13 protein-coding genes and 1 pseudogene are annotated in these 15,693 nt (G+C 68.2%); 10 read left to right on the forward strand and 4 right to left on the reverse strand.

Going from position 1 to position 15,693, the window contains the following annotated elements:
* Positions 1-13: 13 nt before the first annotated feature.
* A complete protein-coding gene (locus tag QTI68_RS05670; RefSeq protein WP_286520260.1) occupies positions 14-1,447 on the forward strand; it encodes a short-chain fatty acyl-CoA regulator family protein in 1,434 nt (477 codons plus the stop codon).
* 5 nt (positions 1,448-1,452) lie between these two features.
* On the opposite strand, the gene metE is transcribed toward QTI68_RS05670, so the two are convergent.
* The gene (metE, locus tag QTI68_RS05675; RefSeq protein ID WP_286520261.1) at positions 1,453-3,747 is read right to left on the reverse strand and encodes a 5-methyltetrahydropteroyltriglutamate--homocysteine S-methyltransferase; all 2,295 of its coding nucleotides are present in this window, start codon (positions 3,745-3,747) and stop codon (positions 1,453-1,455) included.
* Positions 3,748-3,858: 111 nt separating this feature from the next.
* Between metE and QTI68_RS05680 the strand changes: the two genes are divergently transcribed.
* Complete coding sequence (locus QTI68_RS05680) at positions 3,859-4,743, forward strand: LysR family transcriptional regulator (protein ID WP_286520262.1); 885 nt, start codon at positions 3,859-3,861, stop codon at positions 4,741-4,743.
* Here the strand turns inward: QTI68_RS05680 and QTI68_RS05685 are convergent.
* Both QTI68_RS05685 and QTI68_RS05690 read right to left on the reverse strand, forming a co-directional pair.
* On the reverse strand, positions 4,731-5,432 hold the full coding sequence (locus tag QTI68_RS05685) for a VOC family protein (RefSeq protein WP_286520263.1): 702 nt from the start codon (positions 5,430-5,432) through the stop codon (positions 4,731-4,733). The genes QTI68_RS05680 and QTI68_RS05685 overlap by 13 nt on opposite strands.
* A gap of 40 nt (positions 5,433-5,472) precedes the next feature.
* Positions 5,473-6,813, reverse strand: coding sequence for an MFS transporter (locus tag QTI68_RS05690; RefSeq protein WP_286520264.1), 1,341 nt, complete (start codon positions 6,811-6,813; stop codon positions 5,473-5,475).
* Between the two features lie 192 nt (positions 6,814-7,005).
* Between QTI68_RS05690 and QTI68_RS05695 the strand changes: the two genes are divergently transcribed.
* Positions 7,006-7,899, forward strand: coding sequence for a LysR family transcriptional regulator (locus QTI68_RS05695; protein ID WP_286520266.1), 894 nt, complete (start codon positions 7,006-7,008; stop codon positions 7,897-7,899).
* A 3-nt stretch (positions 7,900-7,902) separates the two neighbouring features.
* Here the strand turns inward: QTI68_RS05695 and QTI68_RS05700 are convergent, their stop codons facing one another.
* Positions 7,903-8,598, reverse strand: a complete 696-nt coding sequence (locus tag QTI68_RS05700; RefSeq protein WP_286520268.1) for a TetR/AcrR family transcriptional regulator — start codon at positions 8,596-8,598, stop codon at positions 7,903-7,905.
* Positions 8,599-8,784: 186 nt separating this feature from the next.
* On the opposite strand from QTI68_RS05700, the gene QTI68_RS05705 reads away from it, so the two are divergent.
* The 7 genes and pseudogenes from QTI68_RS05705 to QTI68_RS05735 all read left to right on the forward strand — a co-directional run bounded on the left by QTI68_RS05705 (position 8,785) and on the right by QTI68_RS05735 (position 15,686).
* Complete coding sequence (locus QTI68_RS05705; protein ID WP_286520269.1) at positions 8,785-10,035, forward strand: ABC transporter substrate-binding protein; 1,251 nt, start codon at positions 8,785-8,787, stop codon at positions 10,033-10,035.
* Between the two features lie 75 nt (positions 10,036-10,110).
* Positions 10,111-10,959, forward strand: coding sequence for a branched-chain amino acid ABC transporter permease (locus QTI68_RS05710; protein WP_286520270.1), 849 nt, complete (start codon positions 10,111-10,113; stop codon positions 10,957-10,959).
* On the forward strand, positions 10,956-11,894 hold the full coding sequence (locus QTI68_RS05715; protein WP_286520272.1) for a branched-chain amino acid ABC transporter permease: 939 nt from the start codon (positions 10,956-10,958) through the stop codon (positions 11,892-11,894). Before QTI68_RS05710 ends, QTI68_RS05715 begins: the two co-directional genes overlap by 4 nt.
* A gap of 65 nt (positions 11,895-11,959) precedes the next feature.
* Positions 11,960-12,631: pseudogene (locus QTI68_RS05720) on the forward strand (ABC transporter ATP-binding protein); the annotation flags it as partial.
* Positions 12,621-13,346 (forward strand): ABC transporter ATP-binding protein, encoded by a 726-nt coding sequence (locus QTI68_RS05725; protein WP_286520274.1) that lies wholly within the window; start codon positions 12,621-12,623, stop codon positions 13,344-13,346. The pseudogene QTI68_RS05720 and the gene QTI68_RS05725, both read left to right, overlap by 11 nt.
* Positions 13,347-13,382: 36 nt before the next feature.
* On the forward strand, positions 13,383-14,525 hold the full coding sequence (locus tag QTI68_RS05730) for an amidohydrolase family protein (RefSeq protein WP_286520276.1): 1,143 nt from the start codon (positions 13,383-13,385) through the stop codon (positions 14,523-14,525).
* A gap of 21 nt (positions 14,526-14,546) precedes the next feature.
* The gene (locus QTI68_RS05735; RefSeq protein ID WP_286520277.1) at positions 14,547-15,686 is read left to right on the forward strand and encodes an NADH:flavin oxidoreductase/NADH oxidase; all 1,140 of its coding nucleotides are present in this window, start codon (positions 14,547-14,549) and stop codon (positions 15,684-15,686) included.
* Positions 15,687-15,693 lie beyond the last annotated feature (7 nt).

Consider the following 15,693-nt stretch of genomic DNA (forward strand, 5'->3'; position numbering starts at 1 on the left):
ACCGGAGATCACGATGAAGAAGACTTTCATGGGCGTGCGCCTGCGCAAGCTGCGGGCCGAACGCGGCCTGTCGCAGGTCGCGCTGGCCAACGCGCTCGGCCTTTCGCCGAGCTACTTGAACCAGCTGGAGCAGAACCAGCGGCCGCTCACCGTCGCCGTGCTGCTCCGGATCAGTCGCGCGCTGGGCGTCGACGTGCAGCAGTTTTCCGAGGACGAGGAAGCGCGCCTGGTGGCCGGCATGCGCGAGGCCCTCGCCGACAACCCGGGCGGCGAGGCGGTCGCACTGCCGGAGCTGCTCGAGGTCGCCTCGCAGATGCCCGCCGTGGGTCGTGCGCTGCTGGCCCTGCACCGTCGCAATGCCGATGCGACCCAGCGTCTCGAAGCCATGGCACTGCGCCTGGGGGACGACCGCGCCGACATCGCGCCGACGCGGCCGATGGCCTTCGAGAGGGTGCGCGACTTCTTCTTCGCCCACCAGAACCATTTCGATGCCGTGGACCGCGCCGCCGAGTCGCTCGCGGCCGAGGCGAACGCCGAAGCAGGCTCGCTGTCGGAATGGCTCGTGCGCCGACTCAGCCAGAGGCACGGCGTGCACGCGATGCCATCGCACGACGAGGCCGAGGAGAGCCAGCGCCGCTATGAGCCGGGCAGCCGGACCCTGCGGCTGTCGGCCTCGCTGGAAGCCGGACAACAGGCGTTCCAGCTGGCGACGCAGCTGGCCCTGCTGGAGCAGTCCGCGCTGCTGGACCGGCTGGTCGATACGCCGGAATTCGGCGGCGATCCGCAGGCGCGGACCTTGGCGCGCATCGGCCTGGCGAACTACTTCGCGGGCGCCTTGCTGCTGCCCTACGCGGCGTTCCTGAAGGCTGCCGAAACCATGCGCTATGACATCGACCGGCTCTCGCGCCGCTTCGGGGTCGGGTTCGAAACCATCTGCCATCGCCTGAGCACGCTGCAGCGGCCGGACGCGCCCGGCGTGCCCTTCTTCTTCATCCGCGTGGACCGCGCCGGCAACATCTCCAAGCGGCAATCGGCCACCCACTTCCACTTCTCGAAGACCGGCGGCACCTGCCCGTTGTGGAATGTGTACGAGGCCTTCTCGCAGCCCGGCAAGATCCTGCCGCAGCTGGCGCGCATGCCCGATGGCCGCACCTACCTCTGGATCGCCCGCACGGTCTCGAAGGGCCAGGGCGGCTATGGCGCACCGAGCAAGACCTTCTCGGTGGCGCTGGGCTGCGACATCCGGCACGCGTCGCGACTGGTCTATTCGCGGGGCATGAACCTCGACGACCCCGAGATCGCCACGCCCATCGGCATGGGGTGCAAGGTGTGCGAGCGCACGCGCTGTCCGCAGCGGGCCTTTCCGTTCGTGGGAAGGCCGCTCGAGGTGAACGAGAACGAAAGCCGCTTCACGCCCTACCCGGCCGACTCGGCCGACCCGCCCTGATCGCCTCAGCCGACCGCGCGCAGGGTCCTGGCGGCCTCGACCATGTGGGTCAGCGCGGGAATCACTTCAGCCCACTGGCGCGTCTTCAGGCCGCAGTCCGGGTTGACCCACAGCCGCTCGGCCGGAATGCGCTCGGCCGCCTTCCTCATCAGCCGCACGATGTGCTCCTGGGTCGGGATGTTGGGCGAGTGGATGTCATAGACACCGGGCCCGATCTGGTTCGGGTAGTTGAAGTCGTCGAAGGCGTCCAGCAGTTCCATGTCCGAGCGGGAGGTCTCGATCGTGATCACGTCCGCATCCATGTCGGCGATGGACGCGATGATGTCGTTGAACTCCGAATAGCACATGTGGGTGTGGATCTGCGTCTCGTCGTCGACGCCGTTGGCGGTGATGCGAAACGATTCGACCGCCCAGTCGAGATAGTTCTTCCACTGCGACTTGCGCAGCGGCAGTCCTTCGCGCAGGGCGGCCTCGTCGATCTGGATCACGCCCACGCCGGCCTTCTCGAGGTCGAGCACCTCCTCTCGGATCGCCAGCGCCAGCTGCTTGCATGACGCCGACCGAGGCTGGTCGTCGCGGACGAACGACCAGTTGAGGATCGTGACCGGACCGGTCAGCATGCCCTTCATCGGCTTGTTCGTCAGCGACTGCGCATAGCGGATCCACTCGACCGTCATCGCCTTGGGGCGCGTGATGTCGCCGAACAGGATCGGCGGCTTGACGCAGCGGGAACCGTAGGATTGCACCCAGCCGAACTGGCTGAAGGCATAGCCGTCGAGTTGCTCGCCGAAGTACTCGACCATGTCGTTGCGCTCGGCTTCGCCATGCACCAGCACGTCGAGGCCCAATGCCTCCTGCTCGCGAACGCTGCGGGCGATCTCCGCCTGCATGGCGCTCTTGTAGCCGGCCTCGCCGAGCTCGCCGGCCTTGAACCGGCTGCGTGCCTGGCGGATCTCCGCGGTCTGCGGGAACGAGCCGATGGTGGTGGTCGGGAAAGCCGGGAGCTTCAGGCGCGCTGCCTGCAGCGGGGCGCGCTGCGCGTAGCCGCTCTTGCGTCGGCCGAGCTCGGCGTCGATCCGGGCGATCGCCGCCCGGACCGCGGGGTTGTGGACCCGGGGCGACGCGCGACGCGCTGCAACGGCAGCCTGGTTGGCGGCGAGCGCGTCCTTGACCGCGTCGCGACCCTGGTTGAGCGCCGTCGACAACAGCTTCAGTTCGTCGAGCTTCTGCAGCGCGTAGGCCAGCCACGACTTGATTTCCGGATCGAGCTTCTGCTCGCTCGCGAGGTCGACCGGCACGTGCAGCAGCGAGCACGACGGTGCGATCCACAGCCGGTCGCCGCCCATCTTCTGCGCGATGGGCTCGAGCCACTCGAGCACCGCGGCCAGGTCGGTCTTCCAGATGTTGCGTCCGTCGATGACGCCGAGCGACAGCACCTTGTGGGCCGGCATCAGGCCCAGCAGGGGCGTCACGTCGGCCCGGCCGTTGACGGCATCGATGTGAAGGCCCGCCACCGGCAGGTTGGCGGCCAGGTACTGGTTCTCCAGCAGCTGGCCGAAATAGGTGGCCAGCAGCAGCTTGACGCGGCAGCCCTTGAGCTGGTGGTAGGCGGTGTTGTAGGCATGCTGCCAGTCGGCATTGAGCTCGGTCGCCAGCAGCGGCTCGTCGATCTGCACCCACTCGACGCCCTGCGCGGCCAGGGTGTCCAGCAATTCGGCGTAGACCTCCAGAAGCCGCGGCAGCAGGGCCAGCTTGTCCGAATCGTCCTTGGCTTTGCCGATGGCGAGGTAGGTGACCGGTCCGACGATCACCGGCTTGGCCTTGACCCCTTGCGCCCTGGCCTCGGCCAGTTGCGCCAGCAGGCGGGAGGCATCCAGCTTGAATGCCGTCTGCGCCGTGAACTCCGGCACGATGTAGTGGTAGTTGGTGTCGAACCACTTGGTCATTTCGCCGGCGGCGACGCCGCCGCAGCAGGCGCCGTGGTCTTCGGTGCCATGCGCCGAGCGGCCACGGGCGACCCGGAAATAGTTGTCCAGGACATCGCCATGGAAGCCCTGCACGCGCTCGGGCAGGTTGCCCAGCGTGAAGCTCATGTCCAGCACCTGGTCGTAGAACGAGAAGTCACCCACCGGCGCCAGGTCCAGGCCGGCCTGCTGCTTCCAGTGGCGCTGGCGCAGCCGGGCGCCGAGAGCCTGGAGTTCGTCGCGCGACGAAGCGCCCTTCCAGTAGGACTCGAGCGCGAACTTGAGTTCGCGCTGGGCGCCGATTCGGGGAAAACCAAGATTGTGGGTCAGGACCATGAGACTGCTTTCGGGATGCTTCGGAAATGCGAATGGCGCTGATCGTAGGCAGGCCGCTCCATGAAGTAAAATGGTCTTATTTCAACAATCGATTAGTTTCATTCATACGAAATGCTGGAGCGTATTCATCTGGCCATCGTCCGGGAGGTCGACAGGCAGGGCTCCCTGACCGCTGCCGCGGCGACGCTGTGCCTCACGCAGTCGGCCCTCAGCCATGCGATGAAGAAACTGGAACTGCAGTTGGGCACTGCGATCTGGCTGCGCGAGGGGCGCACCCTGCGGCCCACCCAGGCAGGCGAATACCTGCTCGCCGTCGCCAATCGCGTCCTGCCCCAGCTCGACGTTGCCGAGGAACGCCTGCAGCAGTACGGACAAGGCGAGCGTGGCACGCTGCGCATCGGCATGGAGTGCCATCCGTGCTATCAGTGGCTGCTCAAGGTCGTGGCACCCTACCTGGCCAAGTGGCCCGACGTGGATGTGGACGTGAAGCAGAAATTCCAGTTCGGCGGCATCGGTGCGCTGTTCGGCTTCGAGATCGACCTGCTCGTGACACCGGATCCGCTGTTCAAGCCGGGGCTGCGCTTCGAGCCTGTGTTCGACTACGAACAGGTGCTGGTGGTGGGTGCCGGCCACCCGCTGGCATCGGCCGCCTACGTGAAACCGGCGCAGCTGACGCCGGAAGTCCTGATCACCTACCCGGTCGCGCCCGAGCGGCTGGACGTCTACAACCAGTTCCTGATGCCCGCAGGCATCACGCCCAAGCGCCACAAGACCATCGAGACAACCGACATCATGCTGCAGATGGTGGCCAGCGGCCGGGGCGTCGCAGCGTTGCCGCGATGGCTCGTTGAAGAGTATGCGGACAAGCTGGAGATCGTCCCCGTCCGGCTCGGCCGCCATGGGCTCGCCAAGCAGATCTTCCTGGGTGGCCGGGAAGCGGAGATGGACGTGGACTATCTCAAGTCCTTCATCGACTTCGCGCGTCAGCCGATGTAGACCGGCGGCCGGCGGATCTCCACCACGCCGCGGTCGGTCTGCACGCCCATCGCGTAGAGCCCCGAGGAGCCGCCGTTGTAGCGAATCTCGAACGGAAAATCAGAGGGCGAGGCGACGTCGCCGAGCCAGCCCTTGAGATCCGAATGCGTTCCGCCGATCTCGATCCACGCCAGACCCTGCCCCTGTACTTCGCCGGAGCCCGGCACCACCTGGAGGCTCGCGACGTGCGTGCCGCCGCCCGGCTTGAAGTAGAGGTTGGGCTTGCCGATCGGCCAGGCCACGGTCGCGCTCGGCGCCTGCAGCGCGAAGCCGCGCGCGCCGTTCATCATCTGGCGGCCGGCCTCATGGCCGGTGGTGTTGGGATCGATCGTCGTGCCGTGGTGCGCCGCGAAAGCCTCCAGCTCTTCCAGCGTGTCGGAGCGCAGGCACCAGCCGAGGAAGCAGTCGCCTTCGCGCGTCTGGCGCTCCATGAAGACGGTAAGCGGTTCGCCGTGGGCGAGGGGTCGGCGGTCGATCACGCTCTCGACCTCGATGTAGATGTCGGGCGCGAGCGGCACCACGCGGTGGCCGATGCCGTAGAGCGGAAAGAAGCCGCCGTCGTAGTTGCCGAGGCCGGTCTCCTTGCTGAGCCGGAACGTCGACTCGTAGACGTTCGGGGCTGCCATGCAGACATGGTCGAAATGGATCACTGGGGTTCCTTCGTGTGAGTGTGTGGATGAAGTTGCGAGCTCAGCGCGTCGCCGGCTCGTAGCGGCCCGCCGGTGCAGCCGATGGCCTGATGAGGGCCTGGCGCCGCATGCGCCGACCGGCGAGGTAGACGAAGACGGCGCCGAGCAGCGCAGCGATCGCGAGGAACAGCAGTCCCGCGTCATAGGAGCCCGTGCGGTCCTTCAGCAGCCCGATGAAATACGGGCTGAACATCGAGCCGACTATGCCGAAGCAGTTGACATAGGCGAACACCACGGCGGCGGTCTTGCCCCTGACGCCGACACCGGTCAGCTGCCAGATGCAGATCGGCCCGCTGACCAGCCCCGCGGTCAGCAGCGACAGCCCGGCGATCGACGCATAGAGGTTGGGCACACTGACCAGGATGCCGATGCCCGCGGCGGCGGTCACGAAGGCGGCGATGGCGTGCCACACGCGCTCGCCCGTGCGGTCCGAGTGAGCAACCCAGAACCAGTAGATCACCATGCCGAACACGCTCGGTATCGCCGCCAGCAGCCCGACCTGGACCGTCGACAGCGCGACGCCGAACAGGCGGCCGAACTCCTGCACGATCTGCGGCGTGAAGATCAGGCTCGCATAGAAGCCCATCTGCGCCGTCGCATAGGCGAGCGACAGCAGGATCAGGTGCGGCTGCAGCAAGGTGGCGCGCAGCGGCGGCTCGCCGGCGGACGCGGGCGCGTCGCCGCTGTCGCGCGCGGCGATGACCTGGCGCTTCTCTTCGTCGGTCAGCCAGTCGGCCTCCTCGGGCCTCGAGGTCAGGAAGCGGATCGAGTAGAAGCCCAGCAGCACCGGCAGCAGGCCTTCGACGAACAGCATGATCCGCCAGCCCGAGAAGCCGAACAAGCCATCGGCGTACTGGACGATCGCGGCCGACATCGGCGTGCCCACGATGACCGCCCAGGGCAGCACGGCGATCACCAGCATGCGCCCGCGCAGGCTGGGCGGGAACCACAGGGCCAGGCAGTAGATCAGGCCCGGAAACAAGCCGGCTTCGGCGACGCCCAGCAGCATGCGCACGGCGATCAGCTGCCAGCCGTTCTGCACGAAGGCCGTGCAGGCCGAGATCAGGCCCCAGGTCACCATGATCCGCGTGAGCCAGACGCGCGCGCCGACCCGGTGCAGGATGATGTTGCTCGGGATCTCCATCGCCAGGTAGCCGATGAAGAACAGGCCGGCAGCAAGCCCGAACACCTGCTGGCTGATGCCCAGCTCGGCATTCATGCGCAGCGCCGCGGTGCCGATGTTGATGCGGTCGAGGTACGCCATGGTGTACATCAGCATCAGGATCGGGATGATCCGCCTGATCACTTTGCGCTGTACGGACGCGGGAAGGGTTTGAGTCATGTCGGACGCCCAGGGGCTTCGGAGGTTGACGGGCGGGGCCCGCGGTCGGTGTCCGCCGGGCAGGAAGCGCCGCGGCGTTGATCGAATGATCGTTAACGAGAAGATGACTGAAAAGGACAATCTTTCTCACGATCTCGGACATCCAAGGTCCGAACTATTTAGACTTCGGCCTTCGCACCCGAGCACGACCCCATGAACCTCATCGACCTCCGGACGCTGAAGCACTTCGTCTGCGTGGCAGAGAACGAGAGCATCTCGAGGGCGGCCCAGCTGCTGCACATCTCGGCCTCGCCGCTGAGCCGCACCATCCTCAACCTCGAGGAAAAGATCGGCTTCGCGCTGTTCGATCGCGTCGGCCGGAGCCTGCGGCTCAACAACGCCGGACGCGAACTGCTGCTCAACGCGCGCCAACTCCTGCTCGGCAACGAGCGTCTGATGCTCGACCTGCAGCGCCGGGCCGGCGGCACCGGCGGCACGGTGGTCATCGGCCACATGCCGGGCGCGCTCTACAACGGCATCATCCCGGACACCGCCCAGCGCGTGCAAGCCGCGCACCCCGCGATCCGATTCCAGTTCGAGGGCGCGCCGGAGAGCGAGCAACTGGAAGAACTGCGCCGGGGGCGAATCGATTTCGCGGTGCAGACGCAGGAGCTCACCGATCCCGCGCTGGCTTCGGCGGTCTACAGTTCGGAGCGCTATGTGCTGCTGATGCCACGCGAGCATCCGCTGGTCGCGGCGCCGGAGATCTCGGCGCGCCAGCTGGTCGATGCCGAGTGGGTGGTGACGCCCGAGCGCAGCGGCCCGTCGCTGCGCGCGAAGTTCATGCTGGCCTGCCATCGCCTGGGTTTCGAGCCGCGCGTGGCCTGCGTCGCGGGCGACATCATCTCGGCGCTGGCGCTGGTCGCGAGCGGCTTCGGCTTGTGCGCGGCGCAAGAGAGCCTGGTGCAGTTCTCGGGCGAGAACATCGTGGTGCGCGATCTTCCGCTGCTGGAGATGCGCACCGACTACCGCATCGTCTGGCGCCCCGACGCGCTCGGTCCGGCGGCGCTGCGCTTTCTGGATGCGCTGCTGGCGCGGACCGACTGAAACTCAGGTCGACATACGGTCGGCCAGCAGCACCTTCGGTGCCCCGTGCAGGAAGGACTCGACCCTCATATCGATCAATCGATCAATATTGCGAGGCGCCGCGAGGTCGTAGACCCACTTGCGAACGCCGATGTAGAACACGCTGGAGTGCATGGCCCAGATGAGTTCGACCTCTTCGTCCTCGGCCTCGGCGTTCTCGGGATCGGGAATGTCGTAGGCAAAGCGCAGCTCTCGCGCGATCAGCAGGAAGTGCCGCTCGCGCAGGCGCGCCAGGTAGCGCTGGTTGACGCCGGCGCGGCTCAGGCCGGCATACATGAAGATGCGCACCCATTCGCCGCGCAGCACGAAGTGCGCGTAGTCCTTGAGGTAGCGCTTGAGCCGGCTTTCGAGCGAGTGCGTGCGGTCGGCGAGCCACTCCTCCCACTCGGGGTTCCAGCGGCGCACGAAGACTTCGTCGTAGACGCGGTCGACCAGCGCCTCCTTGGTCGGGAAATAGCGGTACAGCAGGGGCTGCGAGACGCCCAGGCGCTGGGCCAGGTCGCGTGTGCTGCCCTCAAAGCCATGCCTGGCAAAGAAGCTGATGGCCGACTGGACGATCTCGTGCTCGCGGTCTTCGGGCGCGAGGCGGCGGCGCCGCTGCTTGCCGCCGGCGGCGCCTTCTTCGGGAGTCTCGTCAGCCTTGGCGGTGCGGGGGGTCATCGATGGTGTCCGTGGAATGAGTCGGGCCGATCGTTTGATTATTAGCGCACCGGGCCTTCGACACCAGCCAGCCCGGGTAAACCCCGATTTCCCTCTGCCGAACGCCGCTTGATCTCGGAATCTGCTCGAACTATTATTGATCGTCTGATCATTTAATATCCAACCCTCACGAAGAACGGAGACAGCATGACGATCGATCGCAGGAGTTTCATGGCAGCCGCCGCCACCGCCGGCGCCGCCCTGGCGGCCCCTTCGCTTGTGCGCGGCCAGGGCACGGCCGAGCCGCTGCGCCTGGGTTTGCTCACTGCCAAGACCGGGCCTTTCGCTTCCGGCGGACTCGACATGGAGCGCGGGCTGCAGAGCTACCTGGCGGCCAACGACCAACGGCTGGGCGGCCGCAAGGTCGAGCTGATCGTGGCCGACACCGGCGGCGTGCCGTCGAGCGCCCGCACCAAGACGCAAGAACTGGTCGAGCGCGAACGCGCCCAGGTCCTCATGGGCCCGCTGGCCGCCTTCGAGGCGCTGGCCACCGACGACTACATGCGGGCCCGCAAGATTCCGGTGTTTCCGGTGGCCGCGGCCGAAGACATGACCCAGCGCAAGGCCAACCCCTGGCTGTTCCGCGCCAGCTCGACCTCGGCCCAGTGCGCCCATCCGCTGGCCGACTACTGCGCCAGGAAGCTGAAGTACAAGCGCATGGTGCTGGTGGCCGACGACATCGCCTACGGCCACGAGATGACGGCCGGCTTCCAGCGCGTGTTCGAGGAAGCCGGCGGCAAGGTGGTGCAAAAGCTGTTTCCGCCGCTCACCGCGCCCGACTACGGCAGCTTCCTGGCCCAGCTCAACCGCGACGCGGACGCGGTGTTCCTCGGCTTCGCGGGCTCCAACGGCTTTCGCTTCATCCGGCAGTTCAACGAGTACGGCCTGCGCGGCAAGCTGGCCCTGGTCGGCGGCATGACGGCGCTCGACGAAGCGGTGCTGCGCAACATGGGCGACGAGGCGCTGGGCATCGTCACGGTGAACTGGTATTCCGCCGAGCTCGCGAACCCCGTCAACGCGAAATTCGCCGGCGCCTTCCGCAAGGCGCACGGCTACGACCCCGGCTTCTACGCCGCCTGCACCCATGTCAGCGCATCGGTGCTCGACGCCGCGCTGGAGCCCTTGAAGGGCCAGACCTTCGACCGCGAGTCGCTGCGCGCATCGCTGCAGAAGACCAACGCCTTGACCGCGCGCGGACCGGTCAAGTTCGACGCCTGGGGCAACGTGGTCGGCAACGTCTACGTGCGCACGGTCGAGCGCAAGGACGGCCGGCTGGTCAACAGCATCATCGAGACCTATCCGGACGTGAGCCAGTTCTGGACCTACGACCCGAAGAAGTTCCTGGCCGAGCCGGTCTATTCGCGCGACTGGCCGCCCGCCAGGAACCTGGCCGCCTGACGCCCATACCGGAGCTTCACGGCCCGCAGCCGCCTCGGCGCGGCGGGCCCTGACGTCAAGAACATGCAATTCTGGTTGACTCAGACATTCAACAGCCTGGCCCTTGGCGGCCTGCTGCTGCTGCTCTCATCGGGCTTCGCGCTCATCTTCGGGCTGATGCGCATCGCCAACCTCACGCACGGCGCTCTCTTCATGATCGGGGCCTACGTGGCCGCGAGCGCGGCGCGGGCCGGCTGGGGCTTCGCGGTCGCCGTGGTGCTGGCCGGGCTCGCCACCGCAGTCATCGGCGGGCTGTTCGAGCGCCTCGTGCTGCGCCGGCTGTCGGGCAACGCGCAGGCCCAGGTGCTGGCCACGCTCGGCCTGTCCTTCATCGCCGCCGACCTCTGCCTGGTGCTGTGGGGCGGCGATCCGATCCCGGTCTCGCCGCCGGCTTTCCTGAGCGGTCCGGCATCGCTGTTCGGCTTCAGCTTTCCGAGCTACCGGCTGGCCGTGATCGCGGTGGCGCTGGTGGCCGCCGTCGTGCTGTACCTGCTGCTGGAGCGCACCCGCCTGGGGGCGCGAATTCGCGCCGGCGTCGACGACATGCCGATGGCGCGAGCGGTGGGCATCCGGGCCTCGGCCCTCTTCACCAGCGTGTTCTGCCTGGGCGCGATGCTGGCCGGACTCGGCGGTGCGTTCGGCGGACCGATGCTCTCGGCCTATCCGGGGCTGGACGCCGACATGCTGCCGCTGGCGCTGATCGTGGTGATCCTCGGCGGCGTCGGCAGCCTGATGGGCACCTTCCTCGCGAGCTTCATCATCGGCTTCGTCTATACCTTCGGCACCGCGCTGGTCCCCGACCTCGCCTACGTGATCCTGTTCCTGCCGATGATCCTGGTGCTGGCCTTCCGGCCCACCGGCCTGCTCGGAGGTGCCCGCGCATGAAGCCGACCATCCATGGCCTGCTGCTGCTCGCGGCCCTGGCCCTGCTGCCGGCGGTGTCCGGCGAGTACTACGTCAACCTGGGCAGCCAGATGCTGATCGCCGTGATCTTCGCCTCCAGCCTGAACCTCCTGGTCGGCTACGCCGGCCTGACCTCGCTGGGCCACGCAGCCTACCTGGGCCTGTCGGCCTACATCGCCGCCTGGCTGGCGCTGCGGCTCGGCCTCGGCCACGCGATGGCCGCGCCGCTCACGCTGCTGGCGACGACGGCGATCGGCGGCGTCTTCGGCTGGATCGCGCTGCGGGCCTCCGGACTCAGCTTCCTGATGCTGACCCTCGCGCTGTCGCAGGTGGTGTGGGGCCTCGCCTACCGCTGGACCTCGGTCACCAACGGCGACAACGGCCTTTCGGGCCTGACGCGGCCTGCTCCTTTCGGCATCGACATGGAGAACAGCAACGCCTACTACTGGTTCGTGCTGTCGATCACGGCGGTGGTGCTGCTGGTCGTCGGCCGGCTCGTGAACTCGCCCTTCGGCGCCTCGCTGCGCGGCACCCGCGACCAGGCGCGCCGCATGAGTTCGCTCGGCTACAACGTCTGGGCGATCCGCTGGTGCGCCTTCGTGGGTGCGAGCTTCGTCGGGGCGGTTGCGGGCCTGCTCTACGTCTACTTCCACAAGTACGTGCATCCGAGCGTGCTGTCGGTTACCGCGTCGGCCGAGGTGCTGCTGAGCGTGATCGCGGGCGGCGCCGGCACGCTGGCCGGGCCGGCCGTCGGCGCCGTGCTGGTGGTGCTGCTGAAGAACTATGCGTCGGGCTACATCGAACGATGGAACATGCTGCTGGGCGCGGTGTTCGTCTTCATCGTGCTGGTGATGCCGCACGGCATCGTGCCGGGCGTCCGCACGCTGCTGGCGCGCTGGAAGGGAGGCCGCGCATGACCGCCGCCCTCGAGATCAAGGGACTGCGCAAGTCCTTCGGCGGCATCACCGTCACGCAGGACGTCTCGCTCACGATGCAGCCCGGCGAGCGGCGTCTTGTCATCGGACCGAACGGCGCCGGCAAGACCACGCTGTTCGGCCTGATCGGTGGCGAGATTCGCCCGGACAGCGGGTCGATCCGCATCTTCGGCGAAGACGTCACGAAGCTGCCGGTGCGCGCCCGCGCACGCAGCGGACTCGCGCGCACCTACCAGATCATCACGCTGTTCCCGAAAGATACGCTGGCGCACAACGTGGTGCTGGGGCTGCTGGCGCTGCTGCCGCTGCGGCTCGATGCGCGCACCGACCTGTCGCGGCACGCGGCGCTGCACGATCGCGCGGTGCAGCTGCTCGACGGCGTCGGGCTGGCCGGCAAGGCGCTGCACCGCGTGTGCGACGTGTCCTATGGGGAACAGCGCCGGGTCGAGTTGGCATTGGGCCTGGCGCAGCAGCCGCGCCTGCTGCTGCTCGACGAACCGCTCGCGGGCCTGTCGCAGGACGAGCGCGTGGTGGTGCAGCGGCTGATCGCCCAGGTGCCGCGCGAAACGGCGATCCTGATGATCGAACACGACATGGACGTGGCGCTCGAATTCGCCGAACAGATCACGGTGCTGCACTATGGGCAGGTGATCGTCGAGGGGGACCGGCGCACCGTCGTCAACCACCCGAGAACGAGGGAGATCTACCTTGGCCACTGATGCATTGAGCGTGAGCGAACTCGACGTCTGCTACGGGCAGAGCCAGGTCGTGCACCGGCTGTCGATGAACCTGCAGGAAGGCCGTGTGCTGGCGCTGCTGGGTCGCAACGGCGCCGGCAAGAGCACCTCGCTCAACACCTTCGCGGGCCTGCACCAGGCGCGCGCCGGCAGCATCCGCCTCGCGGGCCGCCCGGTGGAACGCATGTCGCCCGAAGGCATCGCCCGCGCCGGCATGCGGCTGGTGCCCCAGGGCCGGCGCATCTTCCCGAGCCTGACGGTGCTGGAGAACCTGCAGGTGGCCGAACAGGCGGCGCGGGCGAACGACGACGGCAAGCACGCCTGGAACCTCGAGCGCGTCTACGCGACTTTCGGCCGTCTCAAGGAGCGCATGCGCCAGCGCGCCGGCACCCTTTCCGGCGGCGAGCAGCAGATGCTGGCGATCGGCCGCGCGCTGATGGGCAACCCGCGCGTGCTGCTGCTCGACGAGCCTTCGGAAGGGCTCGCGCCGCTGATCGTCGCGGAGGTGGCGCAGGCCATCAAGACGCTCAAGGCCGACCGGCTCTCGATCGTGCTGGTCGAGCAGAACTTCAACCTGGCGCTCGAGGTGGCGGACGACGTGGTTGTGCTCAACACCGGCCACGTCGTGCATGCCGGCAGCGCCGACGCGGTGCGCGCCGAACCCGAACTCGCGACCCGCCATCTCGGCGTGTTCTAGCCCGGACTCTTTCAATACTCACCCAACGGATTTCACGTGCTCTACACCTGTTCCCCCCACTGCACCGACCCGACCCACCGCCACGCCGCAGCGCCGGCGGGCCGCACGCGCTCGGCCGCCCTCTCGATGGCGCGCACGGCCAGCGCCTCGACGCCGGTGCGCGGCGACCGTCCGACGGTCGTCGACGTCCACTGCCACTACCTGAACCCGGAGGTCGCCAAGGCGGCGAGCGACCTCGACGTCGGTCGCCACGACCCGAGCGTGATCCATGCGAACGCCCTCACGCGCGAGACCAACGTCGCGCAGATGCGGGAGCGTGCGCCGAAGCTGACCGGCATCGACCAGCGCCTGGACGACATGGACCGCATGGGCATCGACATCCAGGCGATCAGCCCGGCGCCGTTCCAGTTCTTCTATTTCACGCCGCCGGAGCGCGGGGCTGCCCTGGCCCGCCAGGTGAACGAAGGCATCGCGGCGCTTGTGGCGGCAACGCCGCAGCGCTTCGTCGGCCTCGGCTCGGTGCCGCTGCAAAACGCCGAGCTCGCGATCCAGGAGCTCGACCACGCGATCGGCACGCTCGGCCTGCGCGGCATCGAGATCAACACCAACGTCAACGGGCTCGACCTGACCGATGCCAGGCTCGGGCTGGAGCCCTTCTTCGCCCGCGCCGACGCGCTCGGTGCAGTGATCTTCCTGCACCCGGTCGGCTTCTCGGAAGGTTCCCGGCTGACCGACCACTACTTCAACAACGTCATCGGCAACCCGCTGGACACGACCGTGGCCGTCAGCCACCTGATCTTCGACGGCGTCGTGGCGCGCCATCCGAACATCAAGTTCATCGCGGCGCATGGCGGCGGCTATGTGGCGCACTACTGGGCGCGCATGGACCACGCCTGGCGCGCGCGCAAGGATTGCCGCACGGTGATCGATCGCGCGCCGTCGAGCTATCTCAAGACCTTCTACGTCGATACGATGGTATTCGACCCCGAGATGCTGCGCCATCTGGTCGATCTCTTCGGTGCCGACCGGGTGCTGCTCGGCACCGACTATCCCTACGACATGGGCGAGGAGCGGCCCCGGGAGCTGATCGCCTCGGTGCGCGGCCTGTCGAGCGACGAGGTGGCGCAGATCGAAGGGCTCAACGCCCTGAAGCTGCTCGACATCGCGCCGATGCGCTGAATCCTCCAAGGAGCCATGCCCATGTCCGCCACATCACCCGCAGCACCCGAATCCCACCTGTTCAGCGCACTCGCGATGGGCGGGATGCACTTCCCCAACCGCATCGTCGTCTCGCCCATGTGCCAGTACTCGGCGCGCGACGGCGTCGCCAACGACTGGCACCTGCAGCACCTGATGCAGCTCGCGATGTCCGGCGCCGGGCTGGTCATGGTCGAAGCCACCGCCGTCGAAGCCCGCGGGCGCATCACGCACGGCTGCCTGGGCCTCTACAGCGACGCCGCGGAGGCCGCGCTGTCGCGCGTGCTGCAGGCCGCTCGCGCGGTGGCCGCGCCCGGCACGCGCTTCGGCATCCAGCTCGGCCATGCCGGCCGCAAGGGCTCGGCGCACGTGCCGTGGGAAGGCGGCGGTCCGCTGAAGGCCGGTGGCGACAGCGGCGCTCCGTGGCGCTGCCCGGCACCGAGCGCCCTGCCCTTCGCGCCGGACTGGCACACGCCCGAGGCGCTCGACGAGGCCGGCATCGAAGGGCTGGTCGAGGCCTACGTCGACGCGGCGCGGCGCGCCGTGCGCCTGGGCTTCGATGTCATCGAGCTGCACTGCGCACACGGCTACCTGCTGCACCAGTTCCAGTCGCCGCTGTCGAACCGGCGCGACGACGCCTGGGGCGGCGACGCGGCCGGGCGCGACCGGCTGGCGCTGCACATCGCCCGGCGCCTGCGCGAGCAGGTGCCCGGCAGCCGGGTGCTCGGTGCCCGCATCACCGGAACCGACTGGGCCGAAGGCGGTCTCGGGGTCGACGACGCGGTGCGCCTGGCCCAGGGCCTCAAGGACATCGGCTTCGGCTACGTCTGCGTGAGCAGCGGCTTCGTCGTGCGCGGCGAGCGCATTCCGTTCGGACCCGGCTTCCAGGTCGGGCTGGCCGCGCAAGTACGGCGCCGCAGCGGGATCGCCACCCGCGCCGTCGGCGGCATCAGCGAGCCGGCGCAGGCGGCCGACATCGTGGCCTCGGGCCAGGCCGATCAGGTCGCCCTGGCGCGCCCGTTCCTGGCCGATCCGCGCTGGGTCTGGCGGGCGGCCGAGACACTCGGCATCACGCCCTACTACCCGCCGCCGTACCGCCGCGCGGCCGGCCTCCGCAAGCCCGCCATGGCCGCGGACGCCTGAGCGCGCG

The sequence above is a fragment of the Variovorax sp. J31P207 genome (assembly GCF_030316965.1).
Taxonomy (GTDB): Bacteria; Pseudomonadota; Gammaproteobacteria; order Burkholderiales; family Burkholderiaceae_C; genus Variovorax; species Variovorax ginsengisoli_B.